Source organism: Rhizobium sp. SRDI969, from assembly GCF_025152725.1.
In the GTDB taxonomy this organism is placed as follows: Bacteria; Pseudomonadota; Alphaproteobacteria; order Rhizobiales; family Rhizobiaceae; genus Rhizobium; species Rhizobium leguminosarum_I.
On sequence record NZ_CP104035.1, the window covers coordinates 1,158,675 to 1,180,728 of the forward strand.

A 22,054-nucleotide genomic window follows, 5' to 3' on the forward strand; every position below is an offset into this window, starting at 1 on the left:
GAAAAGCCTCTCTCGTTCATGCGTGGATGATAATCAGGAGACATTAAGAATGGCTGACTCCGATGCGCGGGCGCCGCGCACCAGCGCCATCAGCGTCAGCACGAAGATGAGCGACAATGCCGCGAGAACGGCGCAGGCGACGAGCGCCGGGCCGGTGCCGGCGCGGTCGAGGATGGCGGTGAAGACGACCGGGGCGATGGCGTTGGCGAGATTTTGCGGCAGCGACAGCCTGGCCGATTGCAGGCCGAATTCGCCCGGTGAAAACAGTGCCAGCGGCAGCAGCGCGCGGGCGACGGTCATGACGCCGGCACCGAAGCCGTAGAGCAGGATGAAGGTGACGAGCAGCGGTGTCGACGGACTGGCGAAGAGCATCATCAGGAAACTCATTGCCATGAGGCTGATACCCATCGCCGCGCTGAGCATGGGGTTGCCGCGCCGGCCGAGCAGCATGTCGAGGAAACGCGCCGAGATGCCGAGGACGCCGCGCGCCGAGCCGAGCTGCAGCGCAAAGGCCGGCGAGGCGCCGGATTGGCGGAAGATCTCGAGTAGAGATGGGGAGATGCCGAAGGTGATGAAGGTCGAGATCGTCGTCGCCGCGGCAATCAGCAAGAAGGCCTTGCGCTGCGCCGCTTTCGATAGTGGCACCGGGGCGATTTCAGCCGTGCCGCCTTCGACATGCGTTGCGATCGGTTTCGGCAGGGCGAAAAGATGCAGCGGCAGGCAGACGAAGAAATGCAGCGCCGCGCACACGAGAAAGGTCAGGCGCCAGCCGACCGTCTCGTTGAGCAGGCTGAGGATCGGCCAGAAGATGGCGCTCGATAGGCCGGTGAACAGCATCAGGATGGCGATGACGCGTTTGCCGTTCGCGCCCTCGCGCTCGACGACGGCGGTATAGGCTGGTGCCGAGAGGCCAAGTGCGCCGCCGAGGCCGATGATGACCCAGGCGCTGGCATAGAGCACGATGCCGTTTGCGGCGGCAAGCAGAAGCAGGCCAAGCGCAAAGGTCAGCGAGGCGGCCGAAAGTACTCGGGCAGCACCATAGCGGCCGAGCCATCGGCCGGTCGCGGGACCGACAATGGCGCTAACCACCATCATGATCGTCAGGCCGGCAAATGCCACCTCGTTCGCCAAGCCGAGATCCGGCGCTACGACGCGGCCCATGACCCCGAGCATGTCGAAAGTCGTGCCCCAGCCGATCAGCTGGGTAACGGCAAGGACGGTGACCGTCTGCGCCGAGCGGAAGGAGGATTTTGGCATTGGTGTTGAAACGGTCTGAAATGCGGGGGCTGCAAGGACATAACAGTTTCAACCGGCCGGCGAAAGCTGCGGTCGGCAGAATGCGATGAGCGCGGACAGACAAAGACTATGGTGTCGGTCCCGCCGGCTCCCCACCTTTACGGGAGGTGATAAAGAACGCGCGGATTCCAAGGCTGGAGGGCATCGTTTGGGGACGCTATGGCGGCAGTTTCCAGGCGCTGAAACAGGCTGTCCCGAACAGTCGAGAACAGTTCTGGACACCCTGCATTACAGCGCATTCATTTGCCATTCAGGTCGCGTGAGTACATATTCGGGGCAAGTTGGCATTACCTTGAAAGCATAACACATGGCCTTTCCTCTGAGCGTCGCAGCATTGGCCGCCGGACTGGTGGTATCGGCGCCCTCACCGGACGCCACGAGCACTTTTGTCGTGCGTGTCGGAGGCGATTGCAGCGCCGCCGCCGCCCAGGTCGTCGAGCAGACCGGCGGCCAGTTGCTGTCCGTGCAACCGGTGGGCGATACCTGCATCATCACCGTTCTTGTGCAGGGCAATGGCCAGCGCCCACGCAAAGTCACGGTAAAGGTTCCGATGTAGGCGGAATCGGCTTATTCAGGACATTGATCGATTTGAAGCGGACGAAAGTGGACCGATGCGCATCCTGGTAGTCGAAGACGACGTTAATCTGAACCGGCAGCTGGCCGACACGCTGAAGGAGGCGGGCTATGTCGTCGACCAGGCGTTCGACGGCGAGGAAGGCCATTTCCTCGGCGACACCGAACCCTATGACGCCATCATCCTCGATATCGGCCTGCCGGAGATGGACGGGGTCACCGTTCTTGAAAAATGGCGCGGCGCCGGCCGCGGCGTGCCGGTGCTGATCCTGACGGCGCGCGACCGCTGGAGCGACAAGGTCGCCGGCATCGATGCCGGTGCCGACGACTACGTCACCAAGCCCTTCCATGTCGAGGAAGTGCTGGCCCGCATTCGGGCGCTGATCCGGCGTGCGGCCGGGCATTCCTCATCCGAGATCATCTGCGGGCCGGTACGCCTCGATACCAAATCCTCGAAGGCGACGGTCAACGGCACGACGCTGAAGTTGACCTCGCACGAATATCGACTGCTTTCCTATCTCATGCATCACATGGGCGAGGTCGTCTCGCGCACGGAACTGGTCGAGCATATGTACGACCAGGATTTCGACCGTGATTCCAACACGATCGAAGTCTTCGTCGGCCGCCTGCGCAAGAAAATGGGCGTCGACCTGATCGAAACGGTGCGCGGTCTCGGTTACCGCATCCAAGCGCCGAAACATGCGAATTAAGTCGCTCACCGCACGTGTGTTGCTGCTGACCACGGTCTGGTCGACGGTGGCGCTGGTGGTGATCGGCCTCTTGATCTCCACCCTCTACCGCAAGAGCGCCGAACGCGGTTTCCAGGATCTGTTGAGGGCGCAGCTCTACAATGTCATCAATTCGGTGACGATCGGCGATCAGGGCGCACTCAGCGGCAGCCCGCAGCTCGGCGACCTGCGCTTTGCCCAGCCGAAGACCGGCTGGTACTGGGTGGTGGAACCGCTCGGCACCTATACGACAGCTCCGCTGGTGTCGCCTTCGCTCGGCTCGGCGCTCATCCCGGTTCCCTCCGTCGTCGAGGCGCCTTTCGACAAGAATTACGAGCGGTACTATCAGGTGACGGATGCCTCCGGGAACCGTGTGCAGGTGGCCGAGACCGAAGTGGTGCTTGATACCGACGGGCGCGCGGCGCGCGTCCGCGTCACCGGCAATGTCGATGTCGTCGAGGACGACGTGCGCACCTTTTCCCACAGCCTCTATCTGGCGCTTGCCGGTTTCGGCGTCGGCAGCCTGATCGTCAACGCACTGGCGATTCTCTATGGCCTGAAGCCGCTCGACAAGGCCCGCGCCGCGCTGGAGCGCATCCGCGCCGGCGAGAGCGAGCAGCTGAAAGGCGACTTCCCGCGCGAAATCCTGCCGCTTGCCAACGAGGTGAACGCGCTGATCGATAGCAACCGCCGCATCGTCGAGCGGGCCCGCATGCAGGTTGGCAATCTCGCGCATTCGCTGAAGACGCCGATCGCCGTGCTGCTCAACGAGGCGCGCGTCCTCGAAAAATCCCATGGTGAGCTGGTCCGCAGCCAGGCGGAATCGATGCAGGGGCAGGTGCAGTCCTATCTCAATCGGGCGCGCATCGCCGCGCAGCGCGAATCCGTGCTCGCCCGCACCGATGCCGAGCCGGCGCTCGAGCGACTGGTGCGCGTCATGCGCCGGCTGAACGTCGATACTGAATTCGATCTCGTCGTCTCGCCCCCGCATCTGGCCGTTGCCATGGAGCAGCAGGATCTCGAGGAGACCGTTGGCAATCTCCTGGAAAATGCAGCGCGCTTTGCCAAGAGCCGGGTGCGGCTTTCGGCCGTCGAGGCCGGCGAGGATGTGAAGGGGGGTGAGGCGAGCGCGCGCCGCCACTGGGTGGAGCTCGCCGTCGAGGATGACGGGCCGGGCCTGGAGCCGGATCAGATCCGCGAGGCGCTGAAGCGCGGCCGCAGGCTCGACGAAAGCAAGCCGGGAACCGGGCTCGGCCTTTCGATCGTCACCGAGATTTCCAATGAGTACCAGGGACGACTCGAGCTTTCCCGCGGTGAATGGGGCGGGCTGAAGGCGAAGCTTATCCTGCCTGGCGTCACAAAGGATGTTGCATGAGCAACTGCTTGATGTCACAAAGATACTAGCAAATGTATAGCATGCTTTGCCTTAATGCTGACACGGGGACGCTGCACTTCGATCGGCTGAAATTGACCCCTGATCGTGGTTCGACGCAATGATTTTACGCTCGCAAGGCATGATCGTTTCTGCTCTTCTCGTCGCCGTCGCGCTGTCCGGCTGCACGACGACGAAGGGCGCCGCCTCGCGCGGCATTTTTTCGAGCAAGCCCTCGGCATCGGCTGCCTTCATCACCGCGTTGCAGGGCGGCATCGTCGGCCGCAGCGGCGTGACGCTTGGTGACAGCGACAAGCAGCGGGCGCTTGAGGCGGAATATCGGGCACTGGAAGGGGCCGCCGTCGGCCAGCCCGTGCTCTGGACCGGCAAGGACGTGACCGGCAAGGTCGTCGCGGCTGCACCCTATCAGGTCGGTTCGCAGAACTGCCGGCAATATACCCATACGCTGACCGTCGACGGCAAGGACACGGTGGCGCGGGGCGCTGCCTGCCGCAACGACGACGGCAGCTGGTCGCCGCTCTGAATTGCGGCCAATAGAGCGCGCTAAGGACGATCTATCGCTTTAAACCAGCACATGGGAATTATGTGCTAACCTCAAATCTTCGTCATTCCGGCTTTGGCAGTTGGAATGAAGGCGCGCTTCACGTATTTGGGCGACATGCTGTTCTGGATTCTCGTTGCCGCTTTGACGGCAGCCCTCGCCGTCATCCTGCTCTACCCCCTTCTGCGCGGAGCGAAGGCGGCGGATAATATCCGTGCGGGCGAGACGGCTGTCTATCGCGACCAGTTGCGCGAGCTCGACCGCGATCTCGATGGCGGGCTGATCACCCCGGAGGAGGCTGATTATGCCAGGGCGGAAATCGGCCGGCGGCTGATCGCCGTCTCTGCCGACGAGCCGGCGCAGACACTGAAACCCGCGCGGCATCACCGTTTCACCGAGGCCTTCGTCCTCCTGCTCCTGCCGGTTCTCGGCCTCTGTCTTTATTTGACGACGGGCAGGCCGGACCTGCCCTCGCAGCCGCTGGAAGCGCGGCTGGAAAACCCTGGCAATGACGTAGCGGTGCTGATCACCAAAGCGGAACGGCACCTGGCTGAGAAACCTGATGACGGCAAGGGCTGGGACGTGCTGGCGCCGATCTATTTCCGCACGATGCGCATCAACGACGCGCAAGTGGCCTACCGCCACGCCATCCGGCTTCTCGGCCCGAGCCCGGTCCGGCTCGATGGCCTTGCCGAGACGCTGATCGCTGTCTCCGACGGGGTGGTGACGGAGGAGGCGCGGCAAGTGCTGGAGCAATCGCTGACGCTGGAGCCTGACAATCCGCGCGCCCGTTTCTATATCGCCCTCAGCATGGAGCAGGCGGGACGGCCCGATGAGGCGCGGCAGGCCTTCGAGGCACTGGCAAAACAATCGCCGGCCGATGCGCCGTGGCTGCCGCTGGTCAACCAGCATATCGCCATGAACGGCGGCGCGCCGGCAGGCCCTGGTTCGGCTGCCCAGGGCGCCAATCCATCTGCCTCGGGCGCCAATCCGGCTCCCGGCAATCCCACGCAGCAGGATGTGACGGCGGCCGAGACCATGAACGCCGGCGACCGGCAGCAGATGATCCGCGGCATGGTCGAAAGCCTCGATGCCAAGCTCAGCGAGGATCCGAACAATTTCGAGGGCTGGATGCGGCTCGTCCGCTCTTACGCCGTATTGAACGACAAGGATCGCGCCGCCGGCGCCCTGAAGCGCGGGCTGGCGGCCTTTCCGCCGCCCGGCGAACAGGGCAGGCAATTGCTGGCGCTGGCCAGGGAACTCGGCATAGCCCCGGAGGGAGCGACGCAATGACGCGCAAACAGAAACGCCTGGCGGTGATTGCAGGCGGGATGGGCTTCATTGCCGCCGCCGTGCTGCTGGTGATGTTCGCCTTCAGCCAGTCGGTCGCCTATTTCTACATGCCGGCCGATCTCGCCAAGACGCCGGTGGCGCCGGAAACCCGCATCCGCCTCGGCGGCCTGGTCGGCGAGGGCAGCGTCGTGCGCGGCGCCGGCTCGACGGTGGAGTTTGCCGTCACCGACGGCAGCGCCAACGCCGTCAAGGTCAAATATACCGGCATCCTCCCCGATCTCTTCCGCGAGGGCCAGGGCGTCGTCACCGAGGGCATGTTCACTGCCGGAACGAACGTCTTCGTCGCCGATACCGTGCTTGCCAAGCATGACGAGACCTATATGCCGAAGGAGGTGGCCGACAGGCTGAAAGCCCAGGGACTGTGGAAGGAAGGCCAAGGCCAGGAAGGTCCTGGGAAGCAAGGCCCAGGAAAGGAAAGCCAAGCGCAGCAAGTGAAGGCGACGCCATGATCATCGAGATCGGCCATTACGCGCTGGTGCTGGCGCTGGCCACGGCGCTCATCCTTTCCATCGTGCCGGTGATCGGAGCCCGTCGTCACGACCGGGCGATGATGGATGTGGCGGCGGTCGGCTCGCTGGCGATGTTTGCGCTTGTGGCCTTCTCCTTCGCCGTGCTGACCTATGCCCATGTCGTCTCGGATTTCTCGGTCGAAAACGTCTGGGAGAATTCGCATTCGCTGGTGCCGCTGATCTACAAATACTCCGGCGTCTGGGGCAATCACGAGGGATCGATGATGCTCTGGCTGTTGATCCTGACGCTGTTCAGCGCGCTGGTCGCCGTCTTCGGCCGCAATCTGCCGGAGACGCTGAAAGCCAATGTATTGGCCGTGCAGGCCTGGATTTCGGTCGCCTTCACGCTGTTCATTCTTTTGACCTCCAATCCCTTCCTGCGGCTCGATCCGGCGCCGGCCGAGGGCCGCGATCTCAACCCCGTCCTTCAGGATGTTGGCCTCGCGATCCACCCGCCGCTGCTCTATCTCGGCTATGTCGGCTTCTCCGTCTGCTTCTCCTTTGCCGTTGCTGCGCTCATGGAAGGGCGCATCGACGCTGCCTGGGCACGCTGGGTGCGGCCCTGGACGCTGGCGGCCTGGACCTTCCTGACGCTCGGCATCGCCATGGGCTCCTACTGGGCCTATTACGAGCTCGGCTGGGGCGGCTGGTGGTTCTGGGACCCGGTGGAAAACGCCTCCTTCATGCCGTGGCTCGCCGGCACCGCGCTGCTGCATTCGGCGCTTGTCATGGAAAAGCGCGAGGCGCTGAAGATCTGGACGGTGCTGCTCGCCATCCTCACCTTCTCGCTGTCGCTGATGGGCACCTTCCTGGTGCGCTCCGGCGTGCTGACCTCGGTGCATGCCTTTGCCAGCGACCCCTCCCGCGGCGTCTTCATTCTGTGCATCCTGCTGATCTTCATCGGCGGGGCGCTGTCGCTGTTTGCCTTCCGCGCGCCGAAGCTTTCGGCCGGCGGGCTGTTTGCGCCGATCTCGCGCGAGGGCGCGCTCGTCGTCAACAATCTGATCCTGACGGTCGCCTGCGGCACGGTGCTCACCGGCACGCTCTATCCGCTGCTGCTGGAAACGCTGACCGGCGACAAGATCTCCGTCGGGCCGCCCTTCTTCAACCTGACCTTCGGCCTGCTGATGGCACCGCTGATCGTCATCGTACCCTTCGGGCCGATGCTGGCCTGGAAGCGCGGCGATCTGCTGGGTGCCCTGCAGCGGCTCTATGTCGTCGCAGGTCTCGCCTTCCTTGCCGCGCTGATCTTCTTCTATATCGAACATGGCGGGCCGGTGCTTGCCGTCCTCGGCCTGGCCGCCGGGCTGTTCCTCATCCTCGGCGCGGTCGCCGATCTCTGGTATCGCGCCGGCATCGGCAAGGTGGCGGGCAGCCTTGCCTGGCGGCGGCTTTCCGGCCTGCCGCGTTCCGCCTTCGGCACGGCGCTAGCCCATGCCGGGCTCGGCGTCACCGTGCTCGGCATCGTCGCGGTGACGACGTTTGAGAGCGAGCATGTCATTGAGATGAAGCCCGGCGAGGTGACCGAGGCCGGCGGTTACAGCCTGCATTTCGACGGCATGCAGCCGGGGACCGGGCCGAACTATACCGAGGAGCGCGGCCACTTCACCATCCGCCGCGCCGGTGTCGCGGTTGCCGATACCTGGTCGGCCAAGCGGCTCTATACCGCCCGGCAGATGCCGACGACGGAGGCTGGTATTCTGACCTTCGGCCTCAGCCAGCTCTACGTCTCTTTGGGTGACGCCACCAAGGACGGCGGCATCGTCGTGCGCATCTGGTGGAAGCCGTTCATTCTCTGCATCTGGGGCGGCGCGGTGTTCATGGCCTTCGGCGGCCTGGTCTCGCTCAGCGACCGGCGCCTGCGTGTCGGCGCCCCGCGCCGCAAGGCGAAGCCGGCAGCTCCTGCCATGGAGCCGGCGGAATGACGCGCTCACACCTTTCTTCCCCTTCTCCCCATCGGGGAGAAGATGCCCGAAGGGCAGATGAGGGGGCCGAGCGGCGGAGCTGCGAGGAGCTTGAGCGCAAGCGAAAGGTCGCCTGTGCTGCGAAGGGTGGCCCCCTCATCCGCCCTGTCGGGCACCTTCTCCCCGAGGGGCGAAGGGGAATGCGGCTTCTCTCCCGGCTCCTCATCGTCCTTTTCGTCCTCTTCACGCCCGTCTCCGCCTTCGCCGTCAATCCCGACGAGGTGCTGGCCGATCCGGCGCTCGAGGCCCGCGCCCGCGCTCTCTCGGCCGAGCTGCGCTGCATGGTCTGCCAGAACCAGTCGATCGACGATTCCAACGCCGATCTGGCCAAGGACCTGCGGCTGCTGGTGCGCGAGCGCATCAGCGATGGCGACAGCGACGAGGCGGTGCTGAACTACATCGTCTCGCGCTACGGCGAATTCGTGCTTTTGAAACCGCGTCTCAGCCTGAAGACGGGGCTGCTCTGGGGTGCACCGCTGCTGCTGGTGCTTGTGGGCGGGCTGTCACTGCTGGTCTTTGCCCGCAACAGGGCCGGCAAACCGACCGGCAGCAAGCTGACGGCAGACGAGCAGGCGAAGCTGAGCGAGCTTCTGAAAAAGTAAACGGTTAGCCGCTAATCCTCCATCATGACCGGCGGCAGCGAAAAGGCGGGCGCGCAGCGCAGGATCCCTGACGAGAAGCTGTTGCGGGTGAAATCCATATGAGTTTGCCGTAGACAAACATTGCAAACATTACGAACTTTTCATTGGCCGGACAGTTCGCAGTAAGGTGCGGCGTTCTATATCTTCAGTCATCGACTGATCCGGCGTCGCCGGTCTGAAGATCCAAGAACAAGAGAAGGTGCTCCAATGCTCAAGAATTTCAACGGACGTCCGTCCCTCGCCACCGTGCTCAAGGCTTCTACCGTCGCCGGTATCGCAGCCGCTGTGCTCGCAACCGGCGTTCCGCTCGAAATCACCCGGTCCTATGCCGAAGCTGTCAAGGTTCAGGCGCCTGCCGTTCCGAGCTTCGCCAATGTCGTCGATGCCGTTTCGCCGGCCGTCGTTTCTGTCCGGGTCGAAAACCGCGTCAATCCCGTCGCTGACAACAATGAAGGCTTCTCCTTCGATTTCAACGGTCGCGGCTTCGATGACCTTCCCGACGATCATCCGCTGAAGCGGTTTTTCAAGCAGTTCGGCCAGGATCCGAATGATCAGCAGGGTCATCAACGGCGCTTCGGCCAGAACGGCCCGAATGGTCCGGGCGGCAAGGGTCGCCTCCGCCCCGTCGCCCAGGGCTCCGGCTTCTTCATCTCCGAGGATGGTTACATCGTCACCAATAACCACGTCGTTTCCGATGGCCAAGCCTTCGTCGCGGTCATGAATGACGGCACCGAGCTCGATGCCAAGCTGATCGGCAAGGATCCGCGCACCGACCTCGCCGTGCTGAAGGTTGACGGCAAGGGCAAGAAGTTCACCTACGTCAACTGGGCCAACGACAATAACGTCCGCGTCGGCGACTGGGTCGTCGCCGTCGGCAACCCCTTCGGCCTCGGCGGCACGGTCACGGCAGGCATTATCTCGGCCCGCGGCCGCGATATCGGCTCCGGTCCCTATGATGATTACCTGCAGGTGGATGCCGCCGTGAACCGCGGCAACTCTGGCGGCCCGACCTTCAACCTCAACGGCGAAGTCGTCGGCATCAACACCGCGATCTTCTCACCGTCGGGCGGCAGCGTCGGCATCGCCTTCGCCATTCCCGCCTCGACCGCCAAGGACGTCGTCGCCGATCTGATGAAGGACGGCCAGGTCTCGCGCGGCTGGCTCGGTGTCCAGATCCAGCCGGTAACCAAGGACATCGCCGAATCCATCGGCCTTTCCGAGCCGAGCGGCGCCCTTGTCGTCGCCCCGCAGGCCGGATCGCCGGGTGAGAAGGCCGGCATGAAGGCCGGCGACGTCGTCACCGCGCTGAACGGTGAAACGATCAAGGATGCCCGCGATCTCAGCCGCCGCATCGGCGCGATGCAGCCGGGCAGCAAGGTCGAGCTTTCAGTCTGGCGCGCCGGCAAGGCCCAGCCTCTCACCGTCGAACTCGGCACGCTGCCGGCCGACCAGAAGGATGCGTCTGCCGATGACAACAACCAGCCACAGCAGCCTGAGGCACCGGCTTCCGAGAAGGCGCTTGCCGATCTCGGCCTGACGGTCGGTCCTTCCGACGACGGCAAGGGCCTGGCGATAACTGGCATCGACCCGGATTCCGAGGCTGCCGACAAGGGCATCAAGGAAGGCGAGAAGATCACCTCGGTCAACAACCAGGAAGTCTCCACCCCCGACGATGTCGTCAAGGCACTGAACCAGGCCAAGAAGGACGGCCGCACTCGGGCGCTCTTCCAGATCCAGTCCAGTGAAGGAAGCCGTTTCGTCGCGCTTCCGATCAACGGACAGGGCTGATCCCTAAGATAGCTTGGAGCCGTGCGGACGAAACTCCGCGCGGCTCGATTCTTCTGATCTTTGAAGGATGATCCCCATGACCGCCGCTTCCCAGGAAGATGCTTTGAGCCTTGCCGAAACGCAGCCGGTGGGTAATGTCGGCCGCATGAAGATTCTCATCATCGAAGATGATCTCGAAGCCGCGGTCTACCTCACCAAAGCCTTTCGCGAAGCGGGCATCGTTGCCGATCACGCCAGCGACGGCGAGAGCGGCCTGTTCATGGGGTCGGAAAATACCTATGACGTCATCGTCATCGACCGCATGCTGCCGCGCCGCGACGGGCTTTCCGTCATCAGCGAGTTGCGCCGCAAGGCCATCCATACGCCGGTCCTCATCCTCTCCGCGCTCGGCCAGGTCGATGACCGCGTGACCGGTCTTCGTGCCGGCGGCGACGACTACCTGCCGAAGCCTTATGCCTTCAGCGAATTGCTGGCGCGCGTCGAGGTGCTCGGCCGCCGCAAGGGCACGCCGGATCAGGATGTCGTCTATCGCGTCGGCGATCTCGAGCTCGACCGGCTATCCCACGAGGTGCGCCGCGGCGGCAAGGAGATCCCGCTGCAGCCGCGCGAATTCCGCCTGCTCGAATATCTGATGAAGAATGCCGGCCAGGTGGTGACCCGCACCATGCTGCTCGAAAACGTCTGGGACTATCACTTCGACCCGCAGACCAACGTCATCGACGTTCATGTCTCGCGCCTGCGCTCGAAGATCGAAAAGGACTACAGCCAGCCGCTCCTGAAGACCATTCGCGGCGCGGGGTATATGATCAAGGATGAGGGATGAGCCGTTTCAGGGTTCTCTTCAAGTCCACCGCAGTCCGCCTTTCGGCACTCTATATCCTGCTTTTCGCCATCTGCGCCGCGACGCTCGTCTTCTATGTGACGGCCATGTCGGAACGGTTGCTGACGGGCCAGATCCGCGACGCCGTCAGGCAAGAGGTGGAGCAGGTGCAACGGGCCTATGACACCGGCGGCATGAACCTCCTGCTGCGCACCATGGAGCGGCGTGCCCGACAGCCCGGCGCCAACCTCTACATCATTGCCGGCCCCTCGGGCGATATTCTCGCCGGCAACGTCGCCTCAGTGCAGCCGGGTGTCTTCGAGGAGGTCGGCTGGACCTCCGCGCCCTTCATCTATCAGCGTTATACCGACAGCGGCATCGAACGCCGCCACAGGGCGATCGCCAATATTTTCGTGCTCGACAACGGCCTGAGAATCCTGATCGGCCGCGATCTCGGCGACCCCGAGCGTTTCCGTCTGCTGGTGCGCCAGGCACTGATGGTGGCTTTGGCGATCATGGGACTTGGCGCCATCATCATCTGGTTCGCCATCGGCCGCAACGCGCTGAAACGCATCGACCGCATGTCGGATGCCAGCAAGAAGATCATGGCCGGCGACCTGTCGCAACGCCTGCCGGTGGGCGGATCGGGCGATGAATTCGACCGCTTGTCGATGTCTTTGAATACCATGCTGGAGCGCATCGAGAAGCTGGACGAGGGCCTGCGGCAGGTCTCCGACAACATCGCCCATGATCTCAAGACGCCGCTGACGCGGCTGCGCAACAAGGCAGCCGATGCGCTCGATATCTCCGACGGCGAGACGCGGCGCACCGCGCTCGAAGGCATTATTTCCGAATCGGACCAACTGATCCGCACCTTCAACGCGCTGTTGATGATCTCCCGCGTCGAGGCTGGATCGGTCGCCGCCGAGATGACGCCCGTGGAGCTTTCGGCCATCGTCTCCGATAGCGCCGAGCTTTACGAACCGGCGGCGGAGGAGGCGGGGCTTGGCTTGAGCTCCAGCATCGAGCCGGATGTCGAAGTGCAGGGCAATCGCGAGCTGATCGGCCAGGCGATCTTCAATCTGCTCGACAATGCCATCAAATATTCCTCCGATACCGAAGGCGCGGGCAAAGTGTCGCTGAAACTTTCCCGCCGCCCGGACGGTATCTGCCTTTCCGTGGCCGATCACGGACCGGGCGTTCCCGCCGACCGGCGAGACGACGTGGTGAAGCGCTTCGTCCGCCTCGATGAAAGCCGGTCGAAGCCGGGGACGGGGCTCGGGCTTTCGCTGGTGGAGGCGGTGATGGAGTTGCACAATGGCCGGTTGGAACTCTCCGATACCGATCCCGACAAACCCGAACAGCGTGGATTGACCGTCAGCATGATCTTCCCCGCCAAGGCTGCCTGAGCTTTTTTCCGCCCAAATACGACCGGTTGAATCGTATATTGGCGGTTTGCCGCCAAGACCCTAGTTTAATGCCGGTTGAAGGAGGGGTTCCCGCGATTCTGCGGGATCGGTTCCTGACGTGCTAAAGCAGGGAGAGCGCATGCTGACGAAATCGACGCATGGCCTGGAGGATGTGGCCGAAGGGCTGCTGCGTCCGCTGAACCAGACGGAATTGAAGCTGGCGCTGGCCGACCTTCAGGAGGCCGGCAGATACGAGCCGTCGGTGGCGGCGATGCTGAAGACGGAAGGCCCGCTTCGCGATTTCATCGCGGCCGCGCTGACGCTGTCGCCTTATCTGCGCGAAATCGTCAATCTCGATCCCGCCATCCTCGCCGGCGCCATCACTCAACCGCTGGAGCCGCAAATCGAGGCGCTGGTCGCCGAGGCGCGGCGCTGCTGGCAGCGGGACGGCGAGGGGACGGCGCCTTCGGAATCCGTGGTGATGAGCAGGCTGCGCATCATCAAGCGCAAGGTGGCATTCCTCGTCGCACTCGCCGATCTCTCGCGCATCTTCGACGGCCGGGCGACGACGGCTTGGCTGAGTGAGCTTGCCGAAGCTTCGGTTGCCGCCGCGATCGACCATCTGCTGCTGGCGGCGCATGAGGGTGGAAAGCTGCGGTTGCGGGATCTGGCAGCACCGAGCGACGGCTCCGGGCTGATCGTGCTCGGCATGGGCAAACTCGGCGCATCCGAACTCAACTATTCCTCCGACATCGACCTCGTCGTCGTCTTCGACGAGGAGGCCGGTATCGTGCCTGACCCGGACGACGCGATCGAGATCTTCCCGAGAATGATGCGACGCTTGGTCCGCATCCTGCAGGAGCGGACAGCCGACGGCTACGTCTTCCGCACCGATCTCCGATTGCGCCCCGATCCCGGTTCGACGCCGCTGGCGATTCCGGTCGATGCGGCGATGATCTATTACGAGGGCAGGGGCCAGAATTGGGAGCGGGCGGCCTTCATCAAGGCGCGCGCCGTTGCCGGCGACCTCACGGCGGGCGGCGATTTCCTGCGCGGCCTTGCCCCTTTCGTCTTCCGCAAATATCTCGACTACGCGGCGATTGCCGATATCCATTCGATCAAGCGGCAGATCCATGCGCATAAGGGCCACGGTGCCATCGCGGTCAAGGGTCATAACGTCAAGCTCGGCCGCGGCGGCATCCGCGAGATCGAGTTCTTCGTCCAGACCCAGCAGCTGATCGCCGGCGGCCGCATGCCGGCCTTGCGCGGCCGGGCGACGGAGGAAACGCTCGGTGAACTCACCAAGGCGAAATGGATCGACGCGGAAACCCGTGACGAATTGACGGAGGCCTACTGGTTCCTGCGCGATGTCGAGCATCGCATCCAGATGGTGCGCGACGAGCAGACCCACCTGTTGCCGGAGACCGATGCCGACCTGAAGCGCATCGCCTTCATGATGGGCTTTTCCGACACGCCGAGCTTCTCCGAACGACTGGTCGGCGTGCTGAAGACGGTCGAGCGGCGTTATGCTCACCTCTTCGAACAGGAGAGCAGGCTTTCCACCGACACCGGCAACCTCGTCTTCACCGGCCAGGGCGACGACCCGGATACGCTGGAGACGCTGAGGAGGCTCGGTTTTACCAGGCCGTCCGACATTTCCCGCATCATCCGCACCTGGCACTACGGCCGCTACCGGGCGACGCAATCGGTGGAGGCGCGTGAAAGGCTGACCGAACTGGCGCCGGAGCTCTTGCGGGTCTTCGGCGAAAGCAAGCGCGCCGACGAGGCGCTGCTGCGCTTCGACAGTTTCATCTCCGGCCTTCCCTCCGGCATCCAGCTGTTCTCGCTGCTCGGCAGCAATCCGGCGCTGCTGTCGCTGATCGTCAACATCATGTCCTCGGCACCCCGGCTTGCCGAGGTGATCGCCGCCAAGCCGCATGTCTTCGACGGCATGCTCGATCCCGGCCTGATGGCCGAGCTGCCGACGCGCGATTATCTCGGCGAGCGGCTGAAAGGCTCGCTTGCCCAGGCCCGCCACTATGAAGAGGTGCTCGACCGGCTACGCATCTTCGCCGCCGAGCAGCGCTTCCTGATCGGCATCCGCCTGCTCACCGGTGCGATCAACGGCGTGATGGCCGCACGCGCCTTCACGCATCTCGCCGACCTCGTCATTGCAGCAGCACTTGATGCCGTGGTGAGCGAGATGCGGGCAGCACACGGCGATTATCCCGGCGGGCGCATCGCGGTCGCCGGCATGGGCAAGCTCGGCAGTTTCGAGCTGACGGCCGGTTCCGACATCGATCTGATCCTGCTCTATGATTATGACAACGCGGCCTCCGAATCCGATGGGCCGAAGCCGCTCGACGCGACGCGTTACTTCACCCGCATCACCCAGAGGCTGATGGCCGCTTTGTCGGCGCCGACCGCCGAAGGTGTGCTCTATGAGGTCGATATGCGGCTGCGCCCATCCGGCAACAAGGGGCCGGTCGCCACCCGTATCAATGCATTCGGCAAGTATCAGCGCGAAGAGGCATGGACCTGGGAACATATGGCGCTCAGCCGCGCCCGGCTGATCTGCGGCAATGAGAGCCTCGTCGCCGAGGCGGAACTGATCGTCCGGGAGGTGCTGTCGGCCGATCGCGATATCGCCAAGGTGGCGCGTGACGTCGCCGAAATGCGCGAACTGATCGACAAGGAAAAGCCGCCATCCGGCCCGTGGGACCTGAAGCTGATCCCCGGAGGCGTCATCGATCTCGAATTCATCGCCCAGTACCTGGCGCTGATCGCGCCGACCAGCGGCGTCGGCAGTGCCGTCAATGGGATGAGCACCGGCGAGGCCCTGAAGGTGCTTGGCGACCGGCTGATGGCAACCGTCGATCTCGACTTATGCCTGGAGGCCTTCACGCTTTATACCGGCCTTTCGCAACTGATCCGCCTCTCCATCGACGGCCTGTTCGATCCGAAGGATGCGCCGGCGGGCCTCGTCGAACTCGTCTGCCGCGCCGGCGACTGCCCTGATATCAAAACGCTGGAAGGGGAGGTAAAGCGGCTGTCCAAAGCGGTTCGGAAAATATTCTTGAATGTCGTGAAAGCCTGATCTCACACCAGGCGGAACGATCGCGAGGATTATCGCGAGCATCGCCTGTCGGAATCTCGCTTAGCCAATCGTCTTCAGGATAGGCAAGCGATGGAGAACACCAATGACGATTACCATTACCGCTTTTGAACGGTCGCCCGATCGCGGCAGGGGTCTGGCGCGCGACATGCGCGTTCGCTGGGCGCTCGAAGAAGTGGGCCAGCCTTACGAGGTTCGTCTTGTCTCATTCAAAGAGATGAAGGAGCCCGCGCATCTGGCGCTGCAGCCTTTCGGGCAGATTCCGACCTATGAAGAAGGCGATCTCGCACTGTTCGAGTCCGGCGCCATCGTCTTCAATATCGGCGAGCGCTATGCGGGCCTGCTGCCGGACGATGCGAATGCCCGGGCGCGCGCGCTCACATGGATGTTTGCCGCGCTCAACACGGTGGAAACACCGATCTTCGACCGCGCTCTCCTCATGATCCTCGAGCGCGACAAGCCTTGGTACGACCAGCGCCTTGCTGCCCTCGAGGACAGCATCCGCAAACGGCTGATCGGCCTCTCCCGCCGCCTTGGCGATGCCGACTGGCTCGATGGTGCGTTCAGCGCCGGTGACCTGCTGATGGTGTCGGTGCTGCTCAGGTTGAAGGGATCTGACATATTGGAAGAATATCCGAACCTCGCCGCCTATGTCGCCCGCGGCGAGTCGCGGCCGGCATACAAGCGTGCTTTCGCCGCTCAATTGGCTGTTTTCACCACCGCATCAGCAGGCTGAAGAGGGTCGGCTCTAGATATCGTCGGGAATGCGCAGCGAGATCACCGTGCCGACCGCTTCGCGTGAGCGGATCTTCATGCGGCCGCCATGCAGCAAGGTCAGCGAGCGGGAAATGGCGAGCCCGAGGCCGGAGCCGCCCTTGCTCTTCGCATATTGGCTCTGCACCTGCTCGAAGGGCTGGCCGATCTTCGACAGCGCCGAGCGTGGAATGCCGATGCCGGTGTCGGCGATGGTGACGACGACGGCGCCGTCGACGCGGCGGGTGCGCACCGCGATGCGTCCGCCATTGTCGGTGAACTTCACCGCATTGGAGAGCAGGTTGAGCAGCACCTGTTTCATCGCCCGGCGGTCCGCCATCAGCGTCAGGCCGGAGCAGATGCGCTGTTCGATGACGATGTTCTTTTCAGCCGCGGGCATGGCGGTGAAGCGCAGGCTTTCCTCGATCAGCGGCACGAGGTCGATGCTCTCGCAATGCAACCTGACATGGCCGGCCTCGATTTTCGACATGTCGAGAATGTCGTTGATGACGTTGAGCAGATGTTTGCCGCTGTCATGGATATCGCGGGCATATTCGTCGTATTTCAGCGAGCCGAGCGGCCCGAACATCTGGTTCTGCAGGATTTCGGAGAAGCCGAGGATGGCGTTGAGCGGCGTGCGCAGCTCATGCGACATGTTGGCGAGGAATTCCGATTTCGCCTTGTTGGCGGCCTCGGCGCGTTCCTTCTCCGCCTGGTAGTTGGCGTTGGCCGTCGAAAGCTCGGATTTCTGGATCTCCAGCGTCTGGCGCGAGGCGGAAAGATCGCCGATTGTCGCCATCAGCCGGCGTTCGGATTCGCGCAGCCGCTCCTGATGACGTTTCATCAGCGTGATGTCTGTTCCGACCGAGACCTTGCCGCCGTCGCGGGTGCGCCGCTCGTTGATCTGCAGCCAGCGCTCGTCGGCAAGCTGCACCTCCGTCGTACGCGAATAGCCGGAGCCGTCGGCATCGGAAATCCGCCGCTCGATGACAGGACGGGCGGCGGCCGCATTGACGGTCGAGCGCTCGGTGCCGGGCACAAGCACGCTGTCCGGCAGGCCGTAAGCCTGCTGGAAGTGCGTGTTGCACATGACGAGGCGATCGTTCTTGTCCCAGAGCACGAAGGCTTCCGAAGTGCATTCGATTGCGTCGGCCAGGCGCTGGTCGGCTTCTGCATAGCGCTGGGCGAGCCGATGCTGTTCGGTCACGTCCATGGCGATGCCGATCAGGTGCATGCGGCCGGAATTGCTGCGGATCACCTGGGCACGCGCCCGCATCCAGACATAGTGGCCGCCGGCATGGCGCATGCGGAAGATCTGATCGACCTGGCCGGAAGCGCCCTTGCCGATGGCGCGCGCGATCTCGTAGAGCCCGCCGTCATCGGGATGCATCAGCCGGGCGGCTTCGCCGAAGCCCATCGTCTTGTCCGAACCCGGCAGGCCGAGCATGTCGTACATCGAGCGCGACCAGAAGAATTCGCGGGTTTCGAAATCGAAGTCCCAGAGGCCGCAGCGGCCGCGCGACAGCGCCGTCTCGACGCGCAGGTTCGATTCCACGAAGATGTCGTCGGCATCGCGGGCGCGCTTTACCTGCGTGTAATAGGCATAGAGGATGACGAGCAGGATCGAGGAGATGCCGGCAAACAGCGTCACGTTGAGCGCCAGTTCCTCGCGCCAGAGCCGGCCGACCTCGTCAAGCGAGGTGGCGGCGACGATAAAACCGCCGGCATTGCCCATCAGCGTGATCTCGGCATAGTGCGGCACGCCGCCGATCGTCGTTTCGATGACACCGGCGCGATCGCCGAAGCGCCGGATCGCCGAGACCTCGGGGAAGAAATCACCGACATTGCTGCCGACATGCGAAAGCCCGGCGGTGGTCGCCGCAAAAACCTTGCCGCTTGCCTGCACGAGCAGCACGAAAGCGCCGCTGTCCAGCCGGTCCTGCGGCAGGTATTTGGCGAGACGGGCCTGCACCTCGGCGATATCGCCGCTGTCGAAAACATCGGTCGTATCGGCAAACACCGCAGAGGCGGTCGCCGCCGAAAGTGCAGTGGCATGGCGCGCCGAGGCCTCCAGTCGCCCGTATTCGCTCATCATGCCGAAGAAATGCGAGGCGGCGACAACCGAGAGGAAGGCGACAATCAGCGCCGGAATGGCTCGCTTCAAGACCATCTCGGCCTTCGGCAGATAACGCAGAAGTGGTTCCGATGTCGCATGGCCGGAAAGGCTGTCGCGCCAGGCTTTCAACCCGCCAAAATCGACACGCAGCCGTCCTCCGGCCACGGTTGCCCGCCGCACGTCCATCATCTCTTCGCCTTGTCCTCATGTGATTCGCGCGCCGCTCGCTCGAACCTGACCTAGAGAATCATGGGTGATTCGCCTTGTCCAGAGGCAAAGGTAAAAATCCGTTAACTATTTATAATTTCGGGTTTTTCCAGGTGATTCGGGGCGCTGAGCGACCGGCCGCCGAATTTTTCGGGACGGCCGGTCGAATCAAATTACCCTTTAAGCGTGCGTTCGACGATATCGCGAACATCGGTCGAAAGATCGGCGGCCCGCTCGATCTCGATCAGCGCCGAGCGGGCGTGATCGGCACGTATTGGTTCGAGCGACCGCCAGGAGCGCATCGAGGTGAGAATGCGGGCGGCAAGCTGCGGGTTGCGCTCGTCGATATCGAGAATTTGACCGGCGAGGAAGCGATAGCCTTCGCCGTCGGCGCGGCCGAAGCCTGTCGGGTTGGCAAAGGCGAAGGTGCCGACCAGCGCCCGCATTCGGTTCGGATTGGTCCGCTTGAAGAGCGGATTATCCATCAGGGTGCGAATCCGTTCCAGGGTTTTGGCGCCCGGAATGCCGGCCTGGATCGCGAACCATTTGTCGATGACGAGCGCGTTCTCCGCGAAGCGGTCGCGGAAGCTTGCCAGCGCCTCGCTCGTCTCCGCGCTGTCGGGGAAACGATGAGCGAGGATCGTCAGCGCATGGCTGAGATCGGTCATGTTGTTGGCCACATCGAAGGCGGCCTTGGCGCGCGCCGGCGTCTGTTCGGCATACGAGAGGTAGGTGAGGGCGCTATTGCGCAGCGCCCGCAGGCCGGCACTTTTTGCATCCGGGCTGAAATCGCCTGATGTCGTCATCGCGGCGTAGAGGCCGGCAAAGACGTCCTTTCCGGCATCGGCGATCTGTTTCAGGATCGCCTGCCGGCCGGCATGGATGGCATCGGGATCGTTGTTGCTGCCAAGTTCGCGGGCGATATCGGATTCGCTCGGCAGAGCCAGCGCCTGGGCACGGAAGGCAGGCTCGAGGTTGTCGTCGTCGGCGGCCGTGATCAGCGTCTCGATGAAGGTCGCCTCGCAGACGACAGGCTTGCCCTCGCGAGCGTCGCGTGCCGCTTTCAAGAGGTTCGGCAGCGCCAGATCGGTCAGCGCCTGCCAGCGGGCAAAATGATCGGTCTCATGGCGGGCGAGATGGGCAAGATCGGCCGGGCTCTGATCGAAATGCAGGTTGATCGGCGCCGAGAAGCTGCGGTTGATCGAAACGACCGGCCGCGAGCCGATGCCATGGAACACCGCCGTCTGCGTGCGGCCGGTGAGATGCAGCACCCCGCCAGCATATTCCGCGCCCTCAACCGAAGTCGGTTCGATCTTGCCGCCGTTTTCGCCAAACAGCGCGAGGCTGAGCGGAATATGCATCGGCTCCTTGCTCGGCTGGCCGGGCGTTGCCGGGATCATCTGTTCGAGCGACAGTGTGAAGCTGCCGGCCGCCGCATCATAGCTGCCCGATGCGCTGACGAGCGGCGTGCCGGCCTGATGGTACCAGAGCGAAAATTGCGAGAGGTCGCGTCCGCTTGCATCCTCAAAACATTTGACGAAATCCTCGATCGTCACGGCCTGACCGTCATGGCGGTCGAAATAGAGGTCCATACCTTTCTTGAAGCCGTCCTTGCCGAGCAGCGTCGCGATCATGCGCGTGATTTCGCTACCCTTTTCGTAGACGGTCGTCGTGTAGAAATTATTGATCTCACGATATGTCGTTGGCCGCACCGGATGGGCGAGCGGGCCGCCGTCCTCCGGGAACTGCTCCGATTTCAGGTGGCGCACTTCGGCGATGCGCTTGACCGGGCGCGAGCGCTGGTCGGAAGAGAATTCGTGGTCGCGATAGACCGTCAGGCCTTCCTTGAGGCACAGCTGGAACCAGTCGCGGCAGGTGATGCGGTTGCCGGTCCAGTTGTGGAAATATTCATGCGCGATGATCGCTTCGATATTGGCATAGTCGGCATCCGTCGCGATTTCCGGATCAGCTAGGACGTATTTGTCATTGAAGACGTTGAGGCCCTTGTTCTCCATTGCGCCCATGTTGAAGTCGGAGACGGCGACGATCATGAAAATATCGAGATCGTATTCGCGTCCGAACCTCTCTTCGTCCCATTTCATCGAGCGTTTCAGCGCGTCCATGGCATAGGCTGCGCGCGGTTCCTTGCCGTGCTCGACATAGATTTTCAGAACCACCTCGCGGCCGGACATGGTCGTGAACGTGTCTTCGACGACACCGAGATCGCCGGCGACGAGCGCGAAGAGGTAGCTCGGCTTCGGATGTGGGTCGAACCAGGCGGCGAAATGCTTGCCGGGGCCGTAGCCGGCGCCGCCGAGGAAGTTGCCGTTCGACAAAAGCAGCGGGTTGGCGTCTTTGTCGGCGATGATGTTGACCGTGAATGGCGCAAGCACGTCGGGCCGGTCCGGGAAATAGGTAATGCGGCGGAAACCCTCCGCCTCGCACTGCGTGCAGTAGATGCCACTGGTGCGGTAAAGGCCCATCAGTTCGGTATTGGCCTCGGGGTTGATAATCGTGGTGATCGTCAACTCGAAGGGCGCGCTCTCCGGCAGGTCGCGCACCGTCAGGCTTTCCGGTGTTGCATTGTAACGCGAAGGGTCCAGCTCCACCTGGTCTAACAGCAGCCCCGACAGCGTCAGTTCGTCGCCGTCGAGAACGATCGGCGCCGCCGGATCGGCGCCCGGGCGACGATGAAAGATCAGGCGCGCCTCGACCTTGGTCTCTGTCGGGTCGAGTTCAAAAGTGAGGTCCACGCGTTCCAGCACGAAGTCGGTGGGACGGTAATCTGCCAGATGAATGACCTGGCCGGTATCTGTTCGCATGGTGTTTCCTGAAGACCGTTATTTGA

16 protein-coding genes are annotated in these 22,054 nt (G+C 63.3%); 13 read left to right on the forward strand and 3 right to left on the reverse strand.

Features of this window, described 5'->3' with window-relative positions:
- Window positions 1-33 precede the first annotated feature (33 nt).
- Window positions 34-1,257, reverse strand: coding sequence for an MFS transporter (locus tag N2A41_RS05900; protein WP_260110502.1), 1,224 nt, complete (start codon window positions 1,255-1,257; stop codon window positions 34-36).
- Between the two features lie 346 nt (window positions 1,258-1,603).
- On the opposite strand from N2A41_RS05900, the gene N2A41_RS05905 reads away from it, so the two are divergent.
- The 13 genes from N2A41_RS05905 (at window position 1,604) to N2A41_RS05965 (ending at window position 16,866) form a co-directional block, all read left to right on the forward strand.
- Window positions 1,604-1,852, forward strand: a complete 249-nt coding sequence (locus tag N2A41_RS05905; protein WP_017963587.1) for a hypothetical protein — start codon at window positions 1,604-1,606, stop codon at window positions 1,850-1,852.
- Between the two features lie 55 nt (window positions 1,853-1,907).
- A complete protein-coding gene (locus N2A41_RS05910) occupies window positions 1,908-2,579 on the forward strand; it encodes a response regulator transcription factor (RefSeq protein WP_003546765.1) in 672 nt (223 codons plus the stop codon).
- Complete coding sequence (locus tag N2A41_RS05915; protein ID WP_017963588.1) at window positions 2,569-3,972, forward strand: sensor histidine kinase; 1,404 nt, start codon at window positions 2,569-2,571, stop codon at window positions 3,970-3,972. Before N2A41_RS05910 ends, N2A41_RS05915 begins: the two co-directional genes overlap by 11 nt.
- A gap of 118 nt (window positions 3,973-4,090) precedes the next feature.
- The gene (locus N2A41_RS05920; protein WP_017963589.1) at window positions 4,091-4,513 is read left to right on the forward strand and encodes a lipA protein; all 423 of its coding nucleotides are present in this window, start codon (window positions 4,091-4,093) and stop codon (window positions 4,511-4,513) included.
- Between the two features lie 135 nt (window positions 4,514-4,648).
- On the forward strand, window positions 4,649-5,824 hold the full coding sequence (gene ccmI, locus N2A41_RS05925; RefSeq protein ID WP_441005717.1) for a c-type cytochrome biogenesis protein CcmI: 1,176 nt from the start codon (window positions 4,649-4,651) through the stop codon (window positions 5,822-5,824).
- Complete coding sequence (gene ccmE / locus N2A41_RS05930) at window positions 5,821-6,333, forward strand: cytochrome c maturation protein CcmE (protein WP_260110505.1); 513 nt, start codon at window positions 5,821-5,823, stop codon at window positions 6,331-6,333. Before ccmI ends, ccmE begins: the two co-directional genes overlap by 4 nt.
- A complete protein-coding gene (locus N2A41_RS05935) occupies window positions 6,330-8,318 on the forward strand; it encodes a heme lyase CcmF/NrfE family subunit (RefSeq protein WP_260110506.1) in 1,989 nt (662 codons plus the stop codon). Before ccmE ends, N2A41_RS05935 begins: the two co-directional genes overlap by 4 nt.
- 179 nt (window positions 8,319-8,497) lie before the next feature.
- On the forward strand, window positions 8,498-8,959 hold the full coding sequence (locus N2A41_RS05940; RefSeq protein ID WP_260110507.1) for a cytochrome c-type biogenesis protein: 462 nt from the start codon (window positions 8,498-8,500) through the stop codon (window positions 8,957-8,959).
- Between the two features lie 246 nt (window positions 8,960-9,205).
- Window positions 9,206-10,786: a Do family serine endopeptidase gene (locus tag N2A41_RS05945; RefSeq protein WP_260110508.1), complete on the forward strand. Its 1,581-nt coding sequence runs from the start codon at window positions 9,206-9,208 to the stop codon at window positions 10,784-10,786.
- A gap of 76 nt (window positions 10,787-10,862) precedes the next feature.
- Window positions 10,863-11,609, forward strand: coding sequence for a response regulator transcription factor (locus N2A41_RS05950; RefSeq protein ID WP_311202878.1), 747 nt, complete (start codon window positions 10,863-10,865; stop codon window positions 11,607-11,609).
- Window positions 11,606-13,015 (forward strand): sensor histidine kinase, encoded by a 1,410-nt coding sequence (locus tag N2A41_RS05955; protein ID WP_017963596.1) that lies wholly within the window; start codon window positions 11,606-11,608, stop codon window positions 13,013-13,015. Before N2A41_RS05950 ends, N2A41_RS05955 begins: the two co-directional genes overlap by 4 nt.
- Window positions 13,016-13,154: 139 nt before the next feature.
- The gene (locus N2A41_RS05960) at window positions 13,155-16,112 is read left to right on the forward strand and encodes a bifunctional [glutamine synthetase] adenylyltransferase/[glutamine synthetase]-adenylyl-L-tyrosine phosphorylase (RefSeq protein ID WP_260110509.1); all 2,958 of its coding nucleotides are present in this window, start codon (window positions 13,155-13,157) and stop codon (window positions 16,110-16,112) included.
- A 103-nt stretch (window positions 16,113-16,215) separates the two neighbouring features.
- Window positions 16,216-16,866, forward strand: a complete 651-nt coding sequence (locus N2A41_RS05965; RefSeq protein WP_260110510.1) for a glutathione S-transferase family protein — start codon at window positions 16,216-16,218, stop codon at window positions 16,864-16,866.
- 12 nt (window positions 16,867-16,878) lie between these two features.
- On the opposite strand, the gene N2A41_RS05970 is transcribed toward N2A41_RS05965, so the two are convergent.
- Both N2A41_RS05970 and pepN read right to left on the reverse strand, forming a co-directional pair.
- Window positions 16,879-19,188: a PAS domain-containing sensor histidine kinase gene (locus N2A41_RS05970; RefSeq protein WP_222387291.1), complete on the reverse strand. Its 2,310-nt coding sequence runs from the start codon at window positions 19,186-19,188 to the stop codon at window positions 16,879-16,881.
- 191 nt (window positions 19,189-19,379) lie between these two features.
- Window positions 19,380-22,028, reverse strand: coding sequence for an aminopeptidase N (pepN, locus tag N2A41_RS05975; RefSeq protein ID WP_222387290.1), 2,649 nt, complete (start codon window positions 22,026-22,028; stop codon window positions 19,380-19,382).
- Window positions 22,029-22,054: the final 26 nt, after the last annotated feature.

Coding starts and splice junctions, on each gene's coding strand:
- ccmI (WP_441005717.1), top strand. CDS start 4,649: ATGCTGTTCTGGATTCTCGTTGCCGCTTTGACGGCAGCCCTCGCCGTC.
- N2A41_RS05965 (WP_260110510.1), top strand. CDS start 16,216: ATGACGATTACCATTACCGCTTTTGAACGGTCGCCCGATCGCGGCAGG.
- N2A41_RS05945 (WP_260110508.1), top strand. CDS start 9,206: ATGCTCAAGAATTTCAACGGACGTCCGTCCCTCGCCACCGTGCTCAAG.
- ccmE (WP_260110505.1), top strand. CDS start 5,821: ATGACGCGCAAACAGAAACGCCTGGCGGTGATTGCAGGCGGGATGGGC.
- N2A41_RS05935 (WP_260110506.1), top strand. CDS start 6,330: ATGATCATCGAGATCGGCCATTACGCGCTGGTGCTGGCGCTGGCCACG.
- N2A41_RS05915 (WP_017963588.1), top strand. CDS start 2,569: ATGCGAATTAAGTCGCTCACCGCACGTGTGTTGCTGCTGACCACGGTC.
- pepN (WP_222387290.1), bottom strand. CDS start 22,028: ATGCGAACAGATACCGGCCAGGTCATTCATCTGGCAGATTACCGTCCC.
- N2A41_RS05970 (WP_222387291.1), bottom strand. CDS start 19,188: ATGATGGACGTGCGGCGGGCAACCGTGGCCGGAGGACGGCTGCGTGTC.
- N2A41_RS05950 (WP_311202878.1), top strand. CDS start 10,863: ATGACCGCCGCTTCCCAGGAAGATGCTTTGAGCCTTGCCGAAACGCAG.
- N2A41_RS05900 (WP_260110502.1), bottom strand. CDS start 1,257: ATGCCAAAATCCTCCTTCCGCTCGGCGCAGACGGTCACCGTCCTTGCC.
- N2A41_RS05960 (WP_260110509.1), top strand. CDS start 13,155: ATGCTGACGAAATCGACGCATGGCCTGGAGGATGTGGCCGAAGGGCTG.
- N2A41_RS05905 (WP_017963587.1), top strand. CDS start 1,604: ATGGCCTTTCCTCTGAGCGTCGCAGCATTGGCCGCCGGACTGGTGGTA.
- N2A41_RS05910 (WP_003546765.1), top strand. CDS start 1,908: ATGCGCATCCTGGTAGTCGAAGACGACGTTAATCTGAACCGGCAGCTG.
- N2A41_RS05940 (WP_260110507.1), top strand. CDS start 8,498: ATGCGGCTTCTCTCCCGGCTCCTCATCGTCCTTTTCGTCCTCTTCACG.
- N2A41_RS05920 (WP_017963589.1), top strand. CDS start 4,091: ATGATTTTACGCTCGCAAGGCATGATCGTTTCTGCTCTTCTCGTCGCC.
- N2A41_RS05955 (WP_017963596.1), top strand. CDS start 11,606: ATGAGCCGTTTCAGGGTTCTCTTCAAGTCCACCGCAGTCCGCCTTTCG.